Source organism: Methylovorus sp. SPW-M1, assembly GCF_053848825.1.
In genome coordinates this window covers 1,377,674-1,396,616 of record NZ_CM132626.1, presented here as the reverse complement: position 1 = coordinate 1,396,616, position 18,943 = coordinate 1,377,674, and the positions used below count along the sequence as shown (strand labels likewise).

The following is an 18,943-nucleotide window of genomic DNA, read 5'->3' as shown; positions in this document are numbered from 1 at the left end:
GCGTTCTGATTGTTCTGCCCTTCGGGTCAGGGCTGGATCGCATACTATTACCACGGTTACTTAGGATTCAAACAACACCATGCACAGCACTATTAATCAAGACGAAATCAACATGTTGCGCTCGGAGCTCGAGCTGCTGATGCGCGAGCGTCATGCATTGCTCAAGGTCGCCGGTGCCGCAGCAGGGCTGATCGCGGAACTTGACAGCCATGATCTGCCGCAAAATACGGTGGAAGCCGCTGAGTTGCTTGCAACCAGCATCAACAGCCTCAACGAAGAAACCCTGCAAGACGCGCTCGCCTCCGTTCACGCCGCCATCGTCGAATAACGACGGAATACCCCACTCGCAAATTGCCCAGTTCTGCCTTGCCATGTAATATCCTGCGAGGTGGAGAGGGCAATGCATTGATTAAAATAAAAACAACCAAAGCCGCAACATGCGTTACTTTATTGGCCGGATTATGGCTGATTCCCGGATGCGGCTTTCAAACATATAACGCGAAACCACTGGACGCGCGCGCCAGTGCCAAGCGCTACCTTGCCCATCAGCCTGACAGCCCTGAGTTCAGACAGTTTCTGCTCGACAGCGGATACCCCGAAACGCAGATTCCTGTTACCGCATGGGGCATGCGTGAACTCACCCTCAGCGCACTTTTTTATCATCCAGACCTGGATCTCGCCCGGGCGCAATGGCGTGCAGCCCAGAGTGCCGAGTTAACCGCAGCCCAACGGCCCATTCCTGGCCTCAATCTTGATAGCGAAAAACATAGTGACCACGCCGGCGGAATTTCGCCATGGACCTATGGCTTGAGCATCGACATTCCCATCGAGACAGGCGGCAAACGCCAGGCAAGGATTGACCGGGCTGAAAGTCTTTCCGCAGCGGCAAGGATAGAGATTGCGCAAACAGCGTGGCAAGTACGAAGCCGCGTACATCAAAGCTGGCTTGATTTCCGCTATCACTCGCAGTTGCTTGCCTTGCTGCAACAAGAGCTTAAACTGCGTGATGAAACCACCGCCATGCTGGAAAAACGTCTGCAATCAGGCATGGCCTCCTCTATTGAAGTCGCCAATTTCCGCGTGTTACGCCAGAAAACCCAGCAAGCCATCGAATCTGAAAAAGGCCGCCTTGCCGAATTGCAAGCCGTGCTTGCGAGCAACAGCGCCCTTCCCCTCACGACTTTCAAGCAACTCACCTTGCAGCCGGCAGCTTTTGATCAGGCATCTCCCCTTCCCCCTGAAACACTCACCAGCCTGCGGGATGCTGCCATGCTGAACCGGCTGGATTTGCGTGCCGCGCTGGCACGATATGATGCCGCCGAGGCCAAGCTGAAACTGGAAATTGCCCGCCAATATCCCGACCTGACGCTGACACCGGGCTATAGCTATGACCAGGGCGACAAGATCTGGTCGCTGGGTATCTCGGCGCTGATGACCATGATTAACAAAAACCGCGGATTGATTGCCGAGGCAACAGCCCTGCGCGATGTTGAGGGCGCACAATTCCAGGTATTGCAGGCCAGCATCATCGCTGAGCTGGAGCGCGCCGAAGCCGCTTATGCAGCCACATTGCAGGAACTGGCACGGGCCCGCGAGTTCGTCACGACAGCGCAAGCGCTGACACGCCAGATACAAAGGCAATTTGCCGATGGATATGCCGACCGGCTCAGCTTGCGCACCACCGAGCTGGAAGCCTTGCTTGCCAGCCAGCATTTGCTGGATGTGCAATACAAGTTATACCAGGCCCTGGCAGCCCTTGAGCAGGTGGCACAACGACCACTGCTCGATGAAAACAACATGCCCGAAAATCTTAATCCGCTGCTCGCGCAGCCCAATTCCTGATGCAAGCTGGAGTTATGCATGAATCGTAAAATCATCACCATCATCAGCCTGCAGGCCATTCTGATCATCACCATGTTCTGGGTGATTGTGTTCTACGGCAAGGATGAATACGAGGCATACACGCGGGAGCAGGAAGAGGAAATCGAAAACCCCAGCCGCGTCACCACCGAGCATGGTGCCACCATCGTTACCCTCAACGCCGAAGCCCGCCAGCAGAGTGACATTCAACTGGGCAAGGCACGACCTGCCCAGCAATCAGCCCGCCTGCCTGCGCTGGGTACCGTGCTGGCGATCGATGGACTGATTGAACTGCGCACCCGCTTCATGGCATCGCGTGCCGACGCCCAGCAAACGCAGGCATCGCTGCAAAATACCCGACAGGAATACGAGCGGCTGCAGCAACTCAACCAGGATGACCAGAACGTCTCCATACGCGCTGTCATGGCGGCAGAAGCGCTATATAAAACCGACCTGGCCAAACTGCAGGCGGCCAATACTGCATCACGCAATGCAGAGGATGCGCTGCGCCAGCAATGGGGAGCCACCCTGGCAACAGAGGCTACCAAAGACCGTAGCGCGCTGCTGGATGCCTTGTTGAGTTACCGCGAGGTGCTGATACGCATCACCCTGCCTTTTGATGCGCCTGAGCCTTCAGCCGGAAGCCATCTAAGTCTTACGCCCACCGGCAGCAGCGGGCAAGCTGTGCAAGCCAGCTTTGTTTCCATTGCCCCGGTTAGCGATGCCGGGCTGGCAGGCAAAACCTATTTCTACCGGGCCAGTGCTTCGGCCTTGCGATCCGGCATGCGCGTGAGCGCCAGCCTGACGACCAGCCAGGCCCATAGCGGCATGCTGGTACCCGCCAGTGCCGTGGTCTGGTATGGCGGCAAGCCTTGGGTTTACATGCAAACAGCGCCTGACAAATTCAAACGCTTGTCGATCGAAGGCGCCGCTGAGGCAGAAAATGGCTGGTTTGTCGCCGGCGTACTGCAGCAGGACAGCGTGATTGTGGTGAGTGGCGTGCAGCTTTTATTGTCGGAAGAGTTGCGCTATCAGATCAAAAACGAGAACGAGGACTAAGCATCTTGAACCTCGCCGCCGTTAAGCCTGATTTATCTGGCTCACCCTTCGTTGGCCCCACCCTCATGAAGGGGATACAGCCATGATGTCCGCGCTCGTCCGCTTCTCCATCCGCTTTCATGGCGTGATCATAGGCCTTGCCAGCCTGATGGTGATCTATGGCCTGTATAGCCTGTCGCGCAGCAATCTGGATGTATTTCCCGAGTTTTCGCCCACTCAACTGGTGATTCAGACCGAGTCGCCAGGCATGTCGGCCAAACTGGTGGAATACCTGGTCACCCAGCCACTGGAAAACACCATCGCCGGGACAGTAGGCGTTGACAAGATACGCTCGCAATCCATCCCCGGCCTGTCGGTAGTGACAGTACTGTTCAAACCCGGCACGGATGTCTATCGCAATCGCCAGGTAGTCGCCGAGCGTCTGAGCACGCTGACCAGCCAGCTACCGCATGGCGTCGTGCCTAACATCACCCCGCTCACCTCTTCGGCCAGCACGGTGCTCGGCATAGGCGTGACCTCAGACAAACGCACATTGACCGAACTGCGCACCCTGGTGGACTGGACCATACGTCCGCATCTGATGGCGGTGCCTGGCGTGGCCGATGTGAATGTGTTCGGTGGCAAGGTGCGGCAATTGCAGATCCAGGTGGATCCGCAACAGCTCATCCGCTACAACATCGGCCTGCAGCAAGTGATGGAGGCCGCGAGCAAAGCCACCGGCGTGCGCGGTGCTGGCTACATCGAAAACAAAAACCAGCGCATCATCATCAATAGCGAGGGGCAATCTTACACGCCAGAACAGCTGGCTCAGGTCACCCTGCTGCATCGCGAAGGCCAGACCATACGCCTGGGTGACATCGGCAAGGTGGTGGAGGGAGAGGCACCTTCCATCAGCGCAGCGCAGATCAATGGGCAAACCGGCATTTACCTTTCTGTACAAGGCCAATTGGGTGCCAACACCTATGCGGTCAGCCGTGCGCTGGAAAAAGCCATCGCCCAGCTTGAGCCTAGCATGAACCATGAACAGGTCACGCTGCATCCCGCCCTGTTCCGTCCTGCCAACTTTATTGAAACGGCCATCCACGGGGTGCAGAGCGATATCCTGATTGGCTCGCTGCTGGTCATTACAGTGCTGTTCCTGTTTCTGTTCAATGCGCGCACCGCCTTTATTTCGGCTACCGCCATCCCGCTTTCACTGCTGACGGCCGTGGTCGTACTGCAGTTTTTTGATATCGGGCTCAACATCATGGTCCTGGGTGGGCTGGCCATTGCGCTGGGCGAAGTCGTCGACGATGCCATTATCGACACGGAAAACATTTTCCGCCGCCTGCGCGAAAACCGTCTGCTGGCGCAACCTCGTGCCATCCATCGCGTGGTATTCCAGGCGTCCATGGAAGTCCGCAGCTCGGTGGTGTATGCCACGTTTATCGTCGCCCTGGTGTTCATGCCTTTGCTCACGCTCAGCGGCGTGGCAGGCAAGCTGTTTGCTCCGCTAGGCCTGGCTTACATCAGCGCCATTCTGGCGTCACTCGCCGTTGCCCTGACACTGACCCCCGCCCTCTGCTACATGCTGCTGGGCAAGGCCAAGCTGGAAACAGAAGACTCGCCGATGATCCGCTTTATCAAGCGACATTATGTGCGCTTGCTGTATCGCATCGAGGCGCATTTCAAACTGGTCTTGCTCATCACGCTCAGTGCCATTGCGCTGGGCCTGGGTATATTGCCCCTGTTCAAGAGTCAGTTCATTCCCAATCTGCATGAAGGCCACTACATCATGCACATGACAGCTGTGCCCGGCACCTCCGAGCAGGAGTCCTTGCGCATAGGCAAAAAAGTTGCTGAGACCATCAGCAGCATCAAAGGCGTACGTTCAGTGGCACAGTGGGTGGGGCGCGCGCCAAATGCGGCAGATACCTTTGGCACGCACTACAGTGAGTTCGAAATTGAGATCGGCACCGTCTCCGGAGAAGAGCAAAACCGCATTCTGGAAGATATACGCGAAAAGATTTCCGGTTATGACGACGATGGCCCGACCCCTCCCGGTTTTGTGGGGGTGAACTTTGCCATCAATACCTTTCTGACCGAGCGCATTGAAGAAACTATCTCAGGCTACGCAGCCGCTCAGGTAATCAACGTGTATGGACGTGATCTTGATGCTCTGGATCGCGATGCCCAGGCCATTGCGACCGTGGTATCGCAGATATCTGGCGCAACCGATGTGCTGGTGCAGGCACCGCCAAGCACTCCACAGCTCAGCATCCGCTTGCGGCCACAGAGCATGCTGCAATGGGGCCTATCGCCTACCGATGTGCTGGATACCATCCGTCTCGCTTATGAGAGCCTGCCCATCTCGCAGGTGTATCAGGCAAACCGCGTGGTCGGGGTCAGTATTGTGCTCGAACCCGAAAGCCGTCAGCGCATCCAGCAAATCGGCAACCTGCCGCTGATCAATAACGAGGGTCGCCTGCTGTATCTGCGCGATATCGCCGATATTACCCAGGAAAACGGGCGCTCCAAAATATTGCACGCCGATGCCAAGCGCATCCAGACTGTGACGGCCAATGTGACGGGACGCGACATTGAAAGCTTCAGTGAAGAAGTCAAAACCCGCATACGGGATGAAGTCGAACTATCGCCCAGTAACTACCTCGCGTTTTCTGGCGAGGCGGAAGCCCAGGCACAGTCCCGTGAAGATTTAATGGTGCACTCCTTGCTGGCAGTCGTCGGCATTTTCCTGATGCTCTACATCGCCTTTGGCCAGCTGCGCAATCTGCTGCTGACCTTTGCCAACCTGCCGTTTGCCCTGATTGGGGGCGTGATTGCCGTGATACTCACTGGCGGATGGATCTCGCTAGGCTCACTGGTTGGGTTTGTTACCCTGTTCGGCATTACCTTGCGCAATGCCATCATGCTGGTCTCGCACTACCAGCATCTGGTCGATAAAGAGAACATGGTATGGGGCCTGGAAACCGCCATTCGGGGAGCATCCGAACGCTTGCCATCTATCCTGATGACCGCGCTGGTGACTGCATTGGGGCTGTTGCCTCTGGCCGCCGGAAGCGGTCAGCCCGGACGTGAAATCGAGGGCCCGATGGCGACTATTATTGTGGGTGGCCTGGTCACCTCCACCCTGCTCAACCTGCTCATTTTGCCCACCATCATGCTGCATTTTGGCCGCTTCAAAAAAACCAGCATGGCATAGGAGCAAATATTGCTTGATAAAACGACGTATGGAATTTCTCCCTAAAAAAAACCAGGCGCGCTTTCGCGCCGTCAGTATCGCCATTTCAGCCTTTTTCCTGCTGGATCTGGCCTTGCTCGGCACTACCTTCCTGCTGTCAGATCAGGTCAAGGAAAACGCCATTGTCATCAACCTTGCCGGGCGCCAGCGCATGCTATCGCAGCGCATGGTCAAATGCCTGTTGCAATTGGAACGTGCGCCTTCGGATGAAACCGTCAAACAGGCCAGCCTGCAGGAGCTGGAACTCACCTATCATTTGTTTGATACCACCCTGCGCAGCTTTACCGAGGGCGGCACGACCACAGGAACCGAAGGCCTCCCGCAAAAGGTAAGCAAGGTAACCCAGCCCAAGGCACGTCTGTTGCTGACGCAAGCGGAGGCCCTGTGGTCACCCTACAGGTCGGCGATAGAAAATCTGCTGGCTGACCAGACCATGGATAACGCCAAGCTCAATACTGCCGTTAGCCTGGCCCTGCAACAAAATCAGGAATTGCTCCGATTGATGAATCAATTGACAGGCAGCCTGGAAGCCAATGCCGTCAACAAGACCAAGGAAGTGCACTTCCTGCAGACCCTCATGCTCAGCATGGCGTTACTCAGCTTTTTATTGGTGATGCTATTGATGAAGAGTGAACTGAAGCGTGCCAACAAGCAGCGGGAAACCCTGGACAAGATTATCGACACCATCAATGCCGGCATCCTGATTCTGGATGAGCATGACAAAGTGCATGCTGCCAACCAGCCTGCAGCGCAGCTTTTTGGCTATGAGGACAAGCAAGCCATGCTGGGCCTGCGCAAGGCGCACCTGCTGTTCGAGTGGGATAAGCAGCTACTGGGCAGGCGGCAGGATAGCGCCACCTTTTATGCGGCCATGCAGGAGTCCGACTTTCCTCTTGAAGAAAGCCCGCTGAAGGTCGTGACCATCTCGGATATCAGCCAGCAACGCTCGGTGGAGGCATCTCTCAACAAGCTGGCTTACTATGACGCGCTCACGGGCTTGCCCAACCGCCTGCTGTTTGAAGACCGCTTGCATCAGGGCATGTTTGCCTGCAAGCGCCAGGGCAGCAAACTGGCGGTGCTGTTTGTGGATCTCGACAAGTTCAAAGAGGTTAATGACAGCTTTGGCCATCACATTGGCGATCTGCTGCTGAAGGAGATTGCCAGACGCCTGCGCAGTCAGCTGCGGGAGGAAGATACCGTATCGCGACTTGGCGGGGACGAATTTGTGATTCTGCTGAACTCCATCAGCTGCGTTGAAGACAGCGAGAAGGTCGTGCGCAACCTGCTGGCGGCGCTACGAGCCCCATTTACCACCGAATCAGTGACTCTCTATCAGGAAGCCAGCATCGGTATCTGCATTTATCCCGACCATGCGCAGGATGAAGCCACCATTGTTAACAAGGCCGACCAGGCGATGTATATCGCCAAGCGCGACAGTCAGCGGCACTATGCTTTCTTCTCAGAAATCGACGCCGCTGACGCCTGAGATTTAATCGTACTTGATGTACTTGAAGCGTGGGTCGTCGTTCGGCGTGCCTTCCAGCGCCCCGCCCTCCTTGCCCGGCTGCCACTGAATCACGGATTCGATTTTGGCGGCGAGTGTCCAGTCCTTGTCGGTAATGCCTTTGGCACTGTGGGTGCAAAGCTTGACGATGACAAAGGCATAGGACACCGTTAAATCAGGGTGATGCCAGGCGGCCTCCGCCAAATGGCCGACGGTATTCACTACCATCAGGGTCGCTTTCCAGCCGCTGGTCTTGTATTTGCGGCGAATCCAGCCATCCTCGTAAAACCAGTGCGGAAACTCGGCCGCAATTTTTGCCTGGATTTCAGATTCGCTGTACACGCGATCCTGGGTATTAGGTGTATCCACGAGATCACTCATGATTGAATCTCCTTGTCGATGAAAAATGCGGCCACTGCACCGCGGGCGGATTTAATTCCAGGCGCAGCGCACAGCCACGGCGCCTTGCTGCAATTGCTGCAAGGAATCGCCCTGCTGCAACACATGGGAATCCTGCTTGTGGACGACCCAGGTCTTGAATGCTTGCCCGACGACATAATCGCCCAGATGCGTGTCGACCAGGCCATCCTTCACCAGACGCTCCAGTGAGACTTCACTGGCCTCTGGACGGTCCGACTTAACCAGCAACAGGTGCTCGGCACCAAGCCGACTGGCAAGCCAGGCAGCAAGGCTATCAGAGGTCACATCCCAATTGGTGGGAATCGTCTCGTCTGCGCAGACCATGCGCGACGGCAGCCACACCAGGGCACGATGCTGCCAGCCACGCTCGGCTATCTCCAGCTCGCTGCTGGCAGTCACCAGTGCCGGATTAAGCCCGGTGAGCAGGATGCCATACTGGTCCATGGCCATTACCGCCATCTGATGGGCGACGGGGTCGGGAATGCCGGTTTTGGTCTGGGCACTGCGCACGGCATCGGCAAACACTCCGCCCCCGGGCACGATAATAAACTTGCCATCGCTGTGCTGCGCAATCATCTCCAGCCATTGCGGCAGCTCAGGGGAGCCCAGCAGGCTACCGCCCAGTTTAATCACCCACATATCACCCTGCTTTCTGAAAATGTGCGACCAGTTGCAACATGGAAGACGCCTTGTCCCAGGTTTCGCGGTACTCTTTTTCCATCACGGAGTCGGCGACGATACCGCCCCCGGCCCAAAAGCGCAGACTGTTTTCAGAGAAAACGGCAGTACGGATGGCAATATTGGTATCCATATTGCCATCAAAGCCCATGTAACCGATGGCGCCGCAATAAACGCCGCGGCGATGCGGTTCCAGCTCTTCAATAATTTCCATGGAGCGCAACTTGGGGGCTCCGGTAATGGAACCGCCGGGAAAACTCCCGCGTAACAGGTCCACCGCTGTGGTGCCCGGCGAAAGCTCGCCGCTGACCGTGCTCACCAGATGATGGACATTGGAGAAGCTTTCCAGCGCAAACAGTTTGTCTGCCCGCACCGAGCCCACGGCGCAGCTCTTGCCGATATCGTTGCGCAACAGATCGACGATCATCAGATTCTCGGCCCTATCCTTGAGACTGTGCTGCAAATCGTCAGCATTGCTCTTATCCTGTTGCGGGTCTTCCGCTCTGGGCCGGGTTCCCTTGATGGGGCGCGTTTCCACATGCCCATCTTTCACCTGCAGAAAACGCTCAGGCGAGCCAGACAGAATCTGCACCTGCGGAAAATTCAAATACGCCATGAACGGTGCGGGACTATGCGTGCGCAGGTAACGATAGGCTTGCCAGGCATCACCCTTTGCTTGCACCGAAAAGCGCTGCGCAAGGTTGACCTGGTAACAATCGCCTTCATGGATATAGCGCTTGATACGATGAAATGCCTGGGCATAAGCCGCTTCATCCAGATTGGATTGCAGCGCGCTGCTAACCTCGAACGTACCCGCGGTATCAGGCAATGGTGCTTCGAACAGTCGACAGAGTTCAGCCCAGGTCTGTTCGGTGGAGGGGTGACGCTGATGCGAAACCAGCCAGGCCGCCTGCTCACGGTGATCCACGACCAACGCCCAGTCATAAATGCCCCATTGCAATTGCGGGATATGCTCGGCATCCTGCGCGATCTCCGGCAGCGTCTCCAGAGTGCGCCCCAGATCATAGCCAAAATAGCCAATGGCCCCGCCTTCAAAGGGCAGTTGACCCGCAGGCGTGGCGGAAGCAGCCAATATCTGATTGATCAGGGCAAAGGCATCGTCATGGTGATCATGGCTACCTGCATCATCCGAAATCGTCGTTACGCCATCTGTCGTCGTTATACGGATATAGGGCCGCGCTGCCAGGATGTCGTAACGGCCATAAGCACTCCCCGGCTTGCCGCTGTCCAGAAACACCGCCCACGGCTCATGCGCAATCCGCGCAAACAGCACCGCGCTATCGGGCGCATAAGGAATGGCGTGCTTAAGCATGCTGTACCGCCAGGTAAGCTACCGCATATGCGGGCAGACAAATGGCCGCCCAGCGCTGTACATCTTCATCCACCGCTTGTATCAGGGTCTGCACTTCAATGTATTTCCTGTGTAATTGTGCCGCCAGCTCAGCGACCAGAAAACGTCCGGCGCCCGCGCCCACCATCGCGCCAAATGCGGTTTGTGGATGCAGGGATGCGCTACGCAAGAGCGCTTCGCGCAAGGTATCCAGCTGGGCATGCTTGAAGGCATGCGCCAGCAACAGCCAGGCCTCGGCTTCAGCATCGCCCAGATCGTGGCCTATCATGCGTGCCAGCCTGCGGGCGCTGTCTGCCGGGGTTTTGCCTGCACCATCCGCAGTGGCCGCCATGTCATGGGCCTCGTCCAGATCCCCTGTAAGACGGTAAACATCCGCCGTGGTTGCAAAATGTTCGGCGGCAAGCGCGTAATACTCACCACCGAAGCTGATGCGAGGCGTCACGGCCATGAGCGGCGTACGCACAACGCCCGTATAAACCAGCTCACCCGCCCGCATGCGGGCAGCATCGCTGTAGCCGCGCGGTGCCGGTTTTGAGGAAACCAGCGAGACAATATCGGCCGTCGTGCTGCCAATGTCCACAAACACCCCGTGCTTGACCTGACGTGCCACAAAATCGGCACTGGCCAGCCAGTTGGCAGAGGCAACGTCATTGGCGTAAAAAGACACATCGGCCAGGGCAATAAACCCCTGACGGCCTGCGTAAAAGCTGAGCTTGCCTATCAATTGCTGACTTAACACATCGGCAATTTGCATGACACCGCTCAGCCGGTCAGGAAAAATATCAGCGAGCTCGCCGGTCATGGTGACCACATGCTGCTGCGGATAAGCCGGTAGCTGATCCAGCACCTGGTGTACGGCGGCGGACAATCTGTCCAGACCCTGCCAAATGGGGCATGCCACCTGAACGACGCGCAAGGCTACGCCATCCGCATTCAGCAAGGCCGCCTTGAGATGGGCACCACCCACATCCCACCCCAGCGTAAGGGGGCGATCTGCCATCAGATTAGACATGAGTAGAGACTTCCACGAGATGACGGTTGATCGGAGGTAAACTAAAGTCAGGATTATAGAACAAGTCCATGATCAGGCGCGCCGGATTAAGGCCTGTGGCGGCTTGCAGCCCCACGTACGAGGTCGTCAATCGCGGATTCACTTCCAGTATGTGCAAAGCCCCCGTGGCGGTCACGATCACGTCCACTCCCACATAGCCTGCAAGGTCTGGCATGGCCTGGGCAACCCCTTGTGCCAGCTCAGCAAAGGCTTGCCAATGGGCAGCCATGCCATTCAGCACGCTGCCCGCATAGGCAAAGCCTGCGTAAGCGCCCTGCTGTTTCAAGCTGATCTCTTGGCGATTGCAGCTCAACAACCAGGCTCGCCCATGCAGACAAAGCATGGAAAGACTTGCGGGCTCCCCTTGCACATAGGCTTGAACGGTATGGGAGGCATGGTCTTTTATCCAGTCGGCGTAAGATGGCCAATCCTCAAAATAATAGGTCTCTTCCGCACCGGCCCCATCGTCCGGTTTTGTCACCAGGGGAATAAAGCGTTCAGCTGTCAGTGTTTCCTTGTTCAACGTGGGCACCACAGTTAACCCGGCATCACTCAAGAGACGCAGGGTGGCGGACTTGCTGCTAGCGATTTGAATGGCGCTGCCGGGATTGCCCAACACTCGCTTGCCCAGCTTTTCCGCCATCAGGGTCAAGCGTAGCAATATGCCGTCCGTTTCCGGGGCGATCAACCAGACAGCGTCGACCTCTTGCATGGCGGCTTCCCATATATTCCAGGGATCATCATTCACCCACAGCACTTCAACTTCCGCATACGGACAAGTAACACGGGTATCACAGGTGAGCACAATCTGCAGGTCAGCCAAGGCAAGCAAATCAGCCAGCAAGGCGTCCCGCATCATTGTGCCTTCCTTAGCCAGCGACGGCGGCAAAGGCGCACGGTATAATCCGCCGCCAGTGATATATTCACATACCAGTATCTTCAAACAGCGCGCCTCACCAACATGAACATCATCCCCGTTATTGATCTTCTTGAGCACCACGTCGTGCACGCAAAGCGTGGGGAGCGGCAACATTACCGCCCCATTGAGTCCGGCCTGTGCGACAGCAGCGAGCCGCTAGCCATCACCCGGGCACTGCTTGAATTATATCCGTTTGATACGCTCTACATCGCCGATTTGAACGCGATTCAGGGCAAGGCCGCCCATGTGGATGAGATCGCACTTATCCGCCAGCATTATCCTCAATTGCGCATCTGGCTGGATGCTGGCTTCAAAAACCATCGCGATCTTCTACCGTGGTCTGGACTTGAAGTGACCCCTGTGATCGGCAGTGAAAGCTTGCCGGATATTGGCGCCTATCAAGATTTGATGAGCGAGGGCGTTGCCCATGTGTTATCGCTGGATTTTAGTGGGGATCGCTATCAGGGACCGGAAGGATTGCTTGATAATCCCCAGCTTTGGCCGCAGCAAGTGATTGGCATGACGCTTGCCAATGTTGGCAGTAATCAAGGGCCAGACCATGCTCGGTTGCAACAGCTCGTAGGCATGGCACAGCATGGCAAACTCTACGGGGCTGGCGGGGTCAGGGACATTAACGATTTACAGCGACTGCGCGAACAAGGCATCGCAGGTGCTCTGGTGGCAAGCGCCCTGCACTCAGGGCAAATCAGCAGCCAGGATATTGCACACATCAGCCTGTAGCCAAACCATCAGGAAATCTGCACTTGTCAGATCTGGCTGAACCCTCCCGAACAGGATTATTCAGCTAAGTATTATTTGGCCTGAAATGGATGCCTGGATGCCTGGTAGTTTTTCAGCAGATAATCGACGCTAGGCTCACGCTTGATGGCCCCTTCCAGAGCCAATTTGGTAGCCCGGTAATTCCATTCCTGGATTTTCCGGTCATCGTCTGCTTTGGCATCAATAAAGACACCAACGCAAATAAAGAGATTGTCCGCTTCATTTTCCGGGATAGTCCCTTCTGCAACGCAGTCCATCACCGCCATCGCCACTCCGCGTTGTGCCGGACCAAACATTTGAACAGCCTGTTTGCCATTCTTGATCGTCACCTTGTTATACATCACGGTAGCGGGTTGCGTGCGGACATTGGGCGCAACCACTGCCAGCAAGCCATTGATGCCACGTCGCTGGGTTGTCAGCGTACGTGTGAAAGCGCGTTCGGCAGCACTGCCTCGCGGCCCGATGATCAGCTCAATATGGGACACATTTTTGAGATCCATGTCTTCAATGACAAGAGCCTCGCCTACCAGCACGCGATCAATCACATGCGCAGATGACGCCTTGCCCTCGGGCTTCGTTGAAAACAATGTAAATAGACGATCCAGTATGGACATGATTAATCCTCTGTTTTTACTGGCAAAGAGAAGGCACAGAAGCTACAAGAGCAACTGTGCCTTAATGAAAAACGCCCCATTGTGTGGGGCGCTTTTGGACTTACTTAGCTTGGAAAGGATGGGCAGAAGCTTTGTAGTTCTTCAGCACATCAGCCACCTTAGGCTCGCGAGCGACAGCGCTCTTGATAGCTTGCTTGGTAGCTTGGTAGTTCCACTCTTGGATACGCTCATCGATATCAGCCTTGTGATCGATGAATACGCCAACGCAGATGAACACATCATCAGCTTCGTCTTGAGGAATGGTGCCGTCAGCAACGCAGTCCATCACAGCCATGGAAACGCCGCGTTGAGCTGGGCCAAACATTTGAACAGCTTGCTTGCCGTTCTTGATGGTCACTTTGTTGAACATCACGGTAGCTGGCTTGGTCATCATGTTAGGAGCCACAACAGCCAGCAAACCATTTACACCTTCTTTTTGGTCGGTCAGGGTACGGCAGAAAGCGTCTTCTGCAGCGCTACCACGTGGCCCGATGATCAAGTCGATGTGGGCAACATTCAAGAGGTCGAGTCCGCTACCGTCAGGACGGTTGTCAATCACAAGAGCTTCACCCACTAGAACACGATCAATAACAGCCATTTCATTCTCCAAATAAAAGTTTCCGCAGAAACAAAAATAGCATCGCTTGGTTAGCGGTGCCATACCTAGCCTACCGTCTGTTTAACGTCAAGCCATCAAAATTTTGCGCTAATTATACACAAAAGCGCGGCCGGATGCAGGCTAATTGAAGGCTTCCAATATATTCATCGCCACAATAAAAAAACCGCAGTTGCCTTTGTTAACGGCACACTGCGGTTTTTCTTTATCTCCGGCATGAAAAATACATGCCGAAGGCCTTCAAGATTACTCCAGGTTAGCGTGGATAGCGCGCATACCTTCTTCTGTCAGGCCCTTGGCATGGATCAGCTCAGAGATAACGCCTTCCAGGAAAATCAGAGTGGACAGCTCGAACTGGGAGCCCATCGGCATACCCTTGGTCAGTGGGAAACTGTCATCCTGACCAATCTGGATAACCAGATCAGCAGCATCGGCCATAGGCGATGTTTTCTTCATGGAGATAACAACCAGCTTGGCACCCAGCGACTTGGCTTTCTTCACGAAAGGCAACAGAGTTTCAGTGCCACCAGAGCCCGAAACCAGAATCAGAAGATCGCCAGACTTGATGGCGGGGGTAACAACCTCACCCACCATGCTGACATTGTAGCCAGCGTGCACAAGACGCATCGCAAAGAAACGCGAAACCAGCAAAGAGCGGCCAGCGCCACCGATAAATGTACGGCCAGCAGCTTCAACCAGCTTCAAGAGTTCAGCACCCTTGGTCTTGTCGGTCACATTGAGAATGCCGGACAGCTTGTCCAGAATAAATTGTTGATGATCCATTTGAATGTCCTTAATGACGGTAAGCGTTGATGTTCAAAAAAAATCCCGACACATTGCTGAGTCGGGATTTTTCATCACTACATTAAATTCCTAGATGGGTTTAATCCCTGGAATTTGATGCTTAGTGAGCCAGCGAAGTGATTTCAGCAGCAGAAGCAGCAGGATCAGCAGCACCGTAGATGGCAGCGCCAGCAACGATGATGGTAGCACCAGCGTCTTTAACTTGCTTAACGGTTGCAGCCTTAACGCCACCAGCAACAGAGATCTTAACGCCCAGGTTCAGACCAGCTACCAGAGCCAGGTCAGCAAATGGGGTTTGACCAGCAGCTTGTTGGTCCAGACCAGTGTGTACGCCGATGATGTGCGCGCCCAGCTTAGCAGCTTCTTGAGTGCGAGCAGCTTTGTCAGCAACGTTGATCAGGTCGATTTGAGCTTCTTTGCCGTACTTGTTAGCAGCGTCAATTACACCCTTGATGGTGCCCAGGTCAGCAGTACCCAGAACGGTGCAGATGTCAGCGCCAGCCTTGTAGAAAGGCTCAGCTTCGTAGAAGCCAGCGTCCATGGTCTTCAGGTCAACCAGGATCTTGTTGTTTGGGAACTTGGCGCGCAGAGTTTCCAGCAGCTTGATACCGTTGTGCTTGATGCATGGGGTACCGATTTCCAGGATGTCCACGTGTGGAGCAACAGTGGTAGCCAGAGCTACGGTTGCGTCAAAATCCAGTGAATCTAATGCCATTTGAGTTAATGCCACGATGTACTTCCTCCAGTTGGTTTAAAAAATTAAGTGCTTAGTTTTTAGAAAAACTATCTTAAGTTGGAATCAAAGTTGATGTCAACGTTAAGCTAGGTAAATCCAATAGCACTTATGTACTACTTGAATAAAGTGAATAGCGCTAATAAATTGATTATTAGCGCTATTCAAGTCAGCAATATTACAGCTTTTCAGCCAGTGCCTTTTCCAGCTTGTTTTGGTCTACCACGAAACCACGGATACCTTCAGCCAGCTTTTCAGTGGCCATAGGATCTTCGTTCAGAGCGAAACGGAACTCTTCTTCGGTCATCTTGGCTGGTGGGGTGGACTTAGCACCGGTGTCGCTCAGAACGCGAGTCAGGGTACCTTCGGTCGCTGCCAGATCTTGCAGCAGGTTAGGAGAAACGGTCAAACGGTCGCAACCAGCCAGAGCAATCAGCTCGCCAGTGTTACGGAACGAAGCGCCCATCACAACGGTTTTGTAACCATGTTCTTTGTAGTAAGCGTAGATCGCACGTACGGACACAACGCCTGGATCAGTTTCCTGAGTGTATTCAGTGCCTGGGTTCTTGGCTTTGTACCAGTCAAGGATACGGCCAACGAATGGAGAAATCAGGAATACGCCAGCTTCTGCGCAGGCACGGGCTTGACCGAAACCGAACAGCAGGGTCAGGTTACAGTTGATGCCTTCTTTTTCCAGGATTTCACCAGCCTTGATGCCTTCCCAGGTAGATGCCAGCTTGATCAGAACGCGATCCTTGCCTACACCAGCTTCTTCATACAGCTTCATCAGCTTGCGGCCCTTGGCCACCATCTTGTCGATGTTGAAGGACAGGCGTGCATCCACTTCAGTGGAGATACGGCCAGGAACAACCTTGGAAATTTCAATACCGATCAGCACAGCCAGTTTGTCGGCTGCGTTTTCAATTTGTGCTTCCTTGCTGCCACCTTGTGCTTTTGCGTAAGCAATTGCATCGTCAATCAGGTGGGCGTATTGAGGCAAAGTACTTGCCTTGAGCAGCAGGGATGGGTTGGTCGTGGCATCAACAGGCTTAACACTCTTGATCGCTTCAACGTCGCCGGTGTCAGCAACGATAGTGGTCATCTCTTTCAACTGCTCTAACAAATTAGCCATACTGCTCCTCCTTTAAATGAATTCAATAATGCAAACCAAACAATACAACTTAACAATTCGCGCCCTGTACGCCAGCTGCGCTGGCATGTATCAGGAACATCAGAAAAATATAATGCCACCGGCGATGATTGCCGCGGCATTGAGTTCAGTGGCTATTCAGGTGCAGAAACGACGGGGTTTGTCGTGTCCGTCGGTATTCGAGAGTGAATACAGGGCTTGTAGCCCATGGCACGGACATGCCTGACACAGCACGAGCCAGCGAAACAAGCATCCAGCCGACCCATGCGTTAATTACCCAAGTATAACCGAATTCTGGCAATTACTACATATAAGTTCTGCTCCACCCGGCCAGGCTCAAGGCGTGAATAATGCAGCTGCCAGCACGGTAGCCACGGTAAGATCGGCCGTGGTTCCCGGATTGAGTTTTGCCGCTTTCAATTCCTGATCAAAGGTCATGAGGGAACGCTGGTAGGTTTTGGGGTTATCGCTCGCCATCAGGTTTTGCTCATGCACCAGCGCTTGCTGCATGACGCGCTCGGCGGCGGCCACGCCATATTTTCTTGCAATGTGACTGTCAGGATAACGGGAGAGAAATCCCAGGTAAACGGCGCTTACCGCCCAGGCCTCCCGTTGCCATCGCGCCATGGCCGCATGGTAACGGCCAAGCCCGAACTGCAGGATTTCCTGATATCCATTGGCATATTGGCGCGCCACCAGATCGTAAGATTGCGCCTGCTCCATGGCCTGTAGCAATGTCACGGCTGGTGCTTCGTGTACATCATGCCGGTCGCTGCTCCCCAACCCTGCTGGCGACGCCTGCAAGATGGCCGCATAGGCAAGCCTGGCATCGTCCACGGTCAAGCTCTGCAAGGTATGACTCAACGCATGCGCGCTCAAAGGCAGACCTGCTTCCAAGGAGGCTTGAATCATGGGCGCAGCGAGAAGAACAATGCCAAGATTGGTATTGCAGTTAACGGCGGACCAGGTGGCTTGAATCGCCTGCTGTATGCGTTGCCCCACGGTCAGTCCAGGCTCGCACAAGGGCTGGGCGGAAGCCTCCGCACTGGCAATGAAGTCCTGCACGACCATGCCATGTCCATCCGCAAAAATATGCACATTGCCTGGCTTCAGCGCGCTTAACTCCGCCAGGCAGGCCTCTTTATACAGGCCTGCCAACTCACTCGCTGAGATAGTCATTCAGGAACTTGCCAGACTCAATTGAGGCTCGGTTGCCAGTTTTGCCAGCAGATCATCCACCAATGCTTCGGCCACATTCAATTCAACCACCCCTTGCAAGCCCTTCCAGGCCGGGATGCTGTTCACTTCCAGTACGAACAGCTTACCATGACGATCACGGATAATATCGACCCCACAGTAATCAATATCGACTGCGCGGGCTGCAGCCTCGGCAAGTTCGGCGATTTCGCCAGTATGCGGCAGCACTTCACAGCGGCCGCCCTGGGCCACATTATTTACCCAGCTGGCGCCATGCCGCACCATCGCCCCGATGGCCTTGCCATTGATGACAAATACGCGGTGATCGTGCCAGCGCCCTTCCCCGCTATCAATGTAGCGTTGCAAATAATAAAGACCGTCGACGTGTTCATCCATAGGCACCGGGAGCGCAGAGCCTGGAACCAGTTTGCGCACCCCCATGCCCTGCGAGCCAAACAGTGGCTTGATCACCAGATGATGACCTGCCGCAAGTTCACGGTTGATGATGTCATGCGCCTGCGCCCGAGACTCGCACACCCAGGTCGCCGGGGTGACCACCTGATGCCGGTGTAGCAGAAAACTGGTCATGGCTTTGTCTACCGTGCGCTCGACAGCACGACCATCGTTATAGACGCGCACACCTAGCATTTGCAGGGCATGCAACACATCCAGCCGCACGATAACCTGCTGGAGCGTACCACCCGGCACGCCACGCACAAATGCGCAGTCGGGCAAGCGATCAAAGCCTGGAATCACCACGCCGGCATGGCCCTGGGTGATATCCAGACGGCAATCTTTCAATGAAACAAACACGGCCTCCAGACCGCGCGCGGCAAACGCTTCACGCAAGCGTTTGCCATGCCAGCCCGGATCATCGGTAAATACCGGGATGCGCGGATTCAAAAG

The 18,943-nt window shown here is 55.1% G+C and carries 18 protein-coding genes; 6 read left to right on the top strand and 12 right to left on the bottom strand.

Going from position 1 to position 18,943, the window contains the following annotated elements; translation table 11 throughout:
• Positions 1 to 79 precede the first annotated feature (79 nt).
• The 5 genes from ACWWD9_RS06530 (at position 80) to ACWWD9_RS06510 (ending at position 7,646) form a co-directional block, all read left to right on the top strand.
• A complete protein-coding gene (locus ACWWD9_RS06530) occupies positions 80 to 328 on the top strand; it encodes a hypothetical protein (protein WP_015830169.1) in 249 nt (82 codons plus the stop codon).
• A gap of 122 nt (positions 329 to 450) precedes the next feature.
• Positions 451 to 1,842 carry a TolC family protein gene (locus tag ACWWD9_RS06525; protein WP_455868076.1) on the top strand — a complete coding sequence of 464 codons (1,392 nt, stop codon included), beginning with the start codon at positions 451 to 453 and terminating at the stop codon, positions 1,840 to 1,842.
• A gap of 18 nt (positions 1,843 to 1,860) precedes the next feature.
• Positions 1,861 to 2,919: an efflux RND transporter periplasmic adaptor subunit gene (locus ACWWD9_RS06520; protein WP_455868075.1), complete on the top strand. Its 1,059-nt coding sequence runs from the start codon at positions 1,861 to 1,863 to the stop codon at positions 2,917 to 2,919.
• An 82-nt stretch (positions 2,920 to 3,001) separates the two neighbouring features.
• Positions 3,002 to 6,121: an efflux RND transporter permease subunit gene (locus ACWWD9_RS06515; RefSeq protein WP_455868074.1), complete on the top strand. Its 3,120-nt coding sequence runs from the start codon at positions 3,002 to 3,004 to the stop codon at positions 6,119 to 6,121.
• Positions 6,122 to 6,149: 28 nt separating this feature from the next.
• A complete protein-coding gene (locus ACWWD9_RS06510) occupies positions 6,150 to 7,646 on the top strand; it encodes a diguanylate cyclase domain-containing protein (RefSeq protein ID WP_455868073.1) in 1,497 nt (498 codons plus the stop codon).
• 3 nt (positions 7,647 to 7,649) lie between these two features.
• On the opposite strand, the gene ACWWD9_RS06505 is transcribed toward ACWWD9_RS06510, so the two are convergent.
• From ACWWD9_RS06505 to ACWWD9_RS06485, 5 genes are read right to left on the bottom strand one after another with little or no spacing between them, the layout of a single operon-like run.
• Positions 7,650 to 8,045 carry a 4a-hydroxytetrahydrobiopterin dehydratase gene (locus ACWWD9_RS06505; protein WP_013442330.1) on the bottom strand — a complete coding sequence of 132 codons (396 nt, stop codon included), beginning with the start codon at positions 8,043 to 8,045 and terminating at the stop codon, positions 7,650 to 7,652.
• Between the two features lie 51 nt (positions 8,046 to 8,096).
• Positions 8,097 to 8,723, bottom strand: coding sequence for an amino acid kinase family protein (locus ACWWD9_RS06500; RefSeq protein ID WP_015830174.1), 627 nt, complete (start codon positions 8,721 to 8,723; stop codon positions 8,097 to 8,099).
• 1 nt (position 8,724) lies between these two features.
• Positions 8,725 to 10,095 (bottom strand): aminodeoxychorismate synthase component I, encoded by a 1,371-nt coding sequence (gene pabB / locus ACWWD9_RS06495; protein WP_455868072.1) that lies wholly within the window; start codon positions 10,093 to 10,095, stop codon positions 8,725 to 8,727.
• Complete coding sequence (locus ACWWD9_RS06490) at positions 10,088 to 11,146, bottom strand: hydantoinase/oxoprolinase family protein (RefSeq protein WP_455868071.1); 1,059 nt, start codon at positions 11,144 to 11,146, stop codon at positions 10,088 to 10,090. The genes pabB and ACWWD9_RS06490 overlap by 8 nt, the downstream gene beginning before the upstream one ends.
• On the bottom strand, positions 11,139 to 12,044 hold the full coding sequence (locus ACWWD9_RS06485) for an ATP-grasp domain-containing protein (RefSeq protein ID WP_455868070.1): 906 nt from the start codon (positions 12,042 to 12,044) through the stop codon (positions 11,139 to 11,141). The genes ACWWD9_RS06490 and ACWWD9_RS06485 overlap by 8 nt, the downstream gene beginning before the upstream one ends.
• 102 nt (positions 12,045 to 12,146) lie before the next feature.
• Here ACWWD9_RS06485 and ACWWD9_RS06480 point away from each other — a divergent pair, with 102 nt between their 5' ends.
• Positions 12,147 to 12,845, top strand: a complete 699-nt coding sequence (locus ACWWD9_RS06480; protein ID WP_455868069.1) for a HisA/HisF-related TIM barrel protein — start codon at positions 12,147 to 12,149, stop codon at positions 12,843 to 12,845.
• Between the two features lie 71 nt (positions 12,846 to 12,916).
• Here the strand turns inward: ACWWD9_RS06480 and fae (ACWWD9_RS06475) are convergent, their stop codons facing one another.
• The 7 genes from fae (ACWWD9_RS06475) to ACWWD9_RS06445 form a co-directional block, all read right to left on the bottom strand.
• Entirely contained in the window at positions 12,917 to 13,498 is a 582-nt protein-coding gene (gene fae, locus ACWWD9_RS06475) for a formaldehyde-activating enzyme (RefSeq protein WP_013442336.1), read from the bottom strand.
• A gap of 100 nt (positions 13,499 to 13,598) precedes the next feature.
• Complete coding sequence (gene fae, locus ACWWD9_RS06470) at positions 13,599 to 14,135, bottom strand: formaldehyde-activating enzyme (protein WP_015830180.1); 537 nt, start codon at positions 14,133 to 14,135, stop codon at positions 13,599 to 13,601.
• Positions 14,136 to 14,399: 264 nt separating this feature from the next.
• Positions 14,400 to 14,936, bottom strand: coding sequence for a 6-phospho-3-hexuloisomerase (hxlB, locus tag ACWWD9_RS06465; RefSeq protein ID WP_013442338.1), 537 nt, complete (start codon positions 14,934 to 14,936; stop codon positions 14,400 to 14,402).
• Between the two features lie 121 nt (positions 14,937 to 15,057).
• Positions 15,058 to 15,687 (bottom strand): 3-hexulose-6-phosphate synthase, encoded by a 630-nt coding sequence (hxlA, locus tag ACWWD9_RS06460; protein WP_013442339.1) that lies wholly within the window; start codon positions 15,685 to 15,687, stop codon positions 15,058 to 15,060.
• Between the two features lie 181 nt (positions 15,688 to 15,868).
• Positions 15,869 to 16,822 carry a transaldolase gene (tal, locus tag ACWWD9_RS06455; protein WP_013442340.1) on the bottom strand — a complete coding sequence of 318 codons (954 nt, stop codon included), beginning with the start codon at positions 16,820 to 16,822 and terminating at the stop codon, positions 15,869 to 15,871.
• 354 nt (positions 16,823 to 17,176) lie between these two features.
• A complete protein-coding gene (locus ACWWD9_RS06450) occupies positions 17,177 to 18,019 on the bottom strand; it encodes a triphosphoribosyl-dephospho-CoA synthase (protein WP_455868068.1) in 843 nt (280 codons plus the stop codon).
• Positions 18,020 to 18,940: an ATP-grasp domain-containing protein gene (locus ACWWD9_RS06445; protein ID WP_455868067.1), complete on the bottom strand. Its 921-nt coding sequence runs from the start codon at positions 18,938 to 18,940 to the stop codon at positions 18,020 to 18,022. It lies immediately after the preceding gene.
• Positions 18,941 to 18,943: the final 3 nt, after the last annotated feature.

Bases quoted from the DNA above. Each gene is read 5' to 3' on its own strand.
- ACWWD9_RS06515 (WP_455868074.1), top strand. From the start codon at position 3,002: ATGATGTCCGCGCTCGTCCGCTTCTCCATCCGCTTTCATGGCGTGATC.
- hxlB (WP_013442338.1), bottom strand. From the start codon at position 14,936: ATGGATCATCAACAATTTATTCTGGACAAGCTGTCCGGCATTCTCAAT.
- ACWWD9_RS06530 (WP_015830169.1), top strand. From the start codon at position 80: ATGCACAGCACTATTAATCAAGACGAAATCAACATGTTGCGCTCGGAG.
- ACWWD9_RS06450 (WP_455868068.1), bottom strand. From the start codon at position 18,019: ATGACTATCTCAGCGAGTGAGTTGGCAGGCCTGTATAAAGAGGCCTGC.
- fae (WP_015830180.1), bottom strand. From the start codon at position 14,135: ATGGCTGTTATTGATCGTGTTCTAGTGGGTGAAGCTCTTGTGATTGAC.
- ACWWD9_RS06505 (WP_013442330.1), bottom strand. From the start codon at position 8,045: ATGAGTGATCTCGTGGATACACCTAATACCCAGGATCGCGTGTACAGC.
- fae (WP_013442336.1), bottom strand. From the start codon at position 13,498: ATGTCCATACTGGATCGTCTATTTACATTGTTTTCAACGAAGCCCGAG.
- pabB (WP_455868072.1), bottom strand. From the start codon at position 10,095: ATGCTTAAGCACGCCATTCCTTATGCGCCCGATAGCGCGGTGCTGTTT.
- ACWWD9_RS06520 (WP_455868075.1), top strand. From the start codon at position 1,861: ATGAATCGTAAAATCATCACCATCATCAGCCTGCAGGCCATTCTGATC.
- ACWWD9_RS06485 (WP_455868070.1), bottom strand. From the start codon at position 12,044: ATGATGCGGGACGCCTTGCTGGCTGATTTGCTTGCCTTGGCTGACCTG.
- tal (WP_013442340.1), bottom strand. From the start codon at position 16,822: ATGGCTAATTTGTTAGAGCAGTTGAAAGAGATGACCACTATCGTTGCT.
- ACWWD9_RS06500 (WP_015830174.1), bottom strand. From the start codon at position 8,723: ATGTGGGTGATTAAACTGGGCGGTAGCCTGCTGGGCTCCCCTGAGCTG.
- ACWWD9_RS06490 (WP_455868071.1), bottom strand. From the start codon at position 11,146: ATGTCTAATCTGATGGCAGATCGCCCCCTTACGCTGGGGTGGGATGTG.
- ACWWD9_RS06480 (WP_455868069.1), top strand. From the start codon at position 12,147: ATGAACATCATCCCCGTTATTGATCTTCTTGAGCACCACGTCGTGCAC.
- ACWWD9_RS06510 (WP_455868073.1), top strand. From the start codon at position 6,150: ATGGAATTTCTCCCTAAAAAAAACCAGGCGCGCTTTCGCGCCGTCAGT.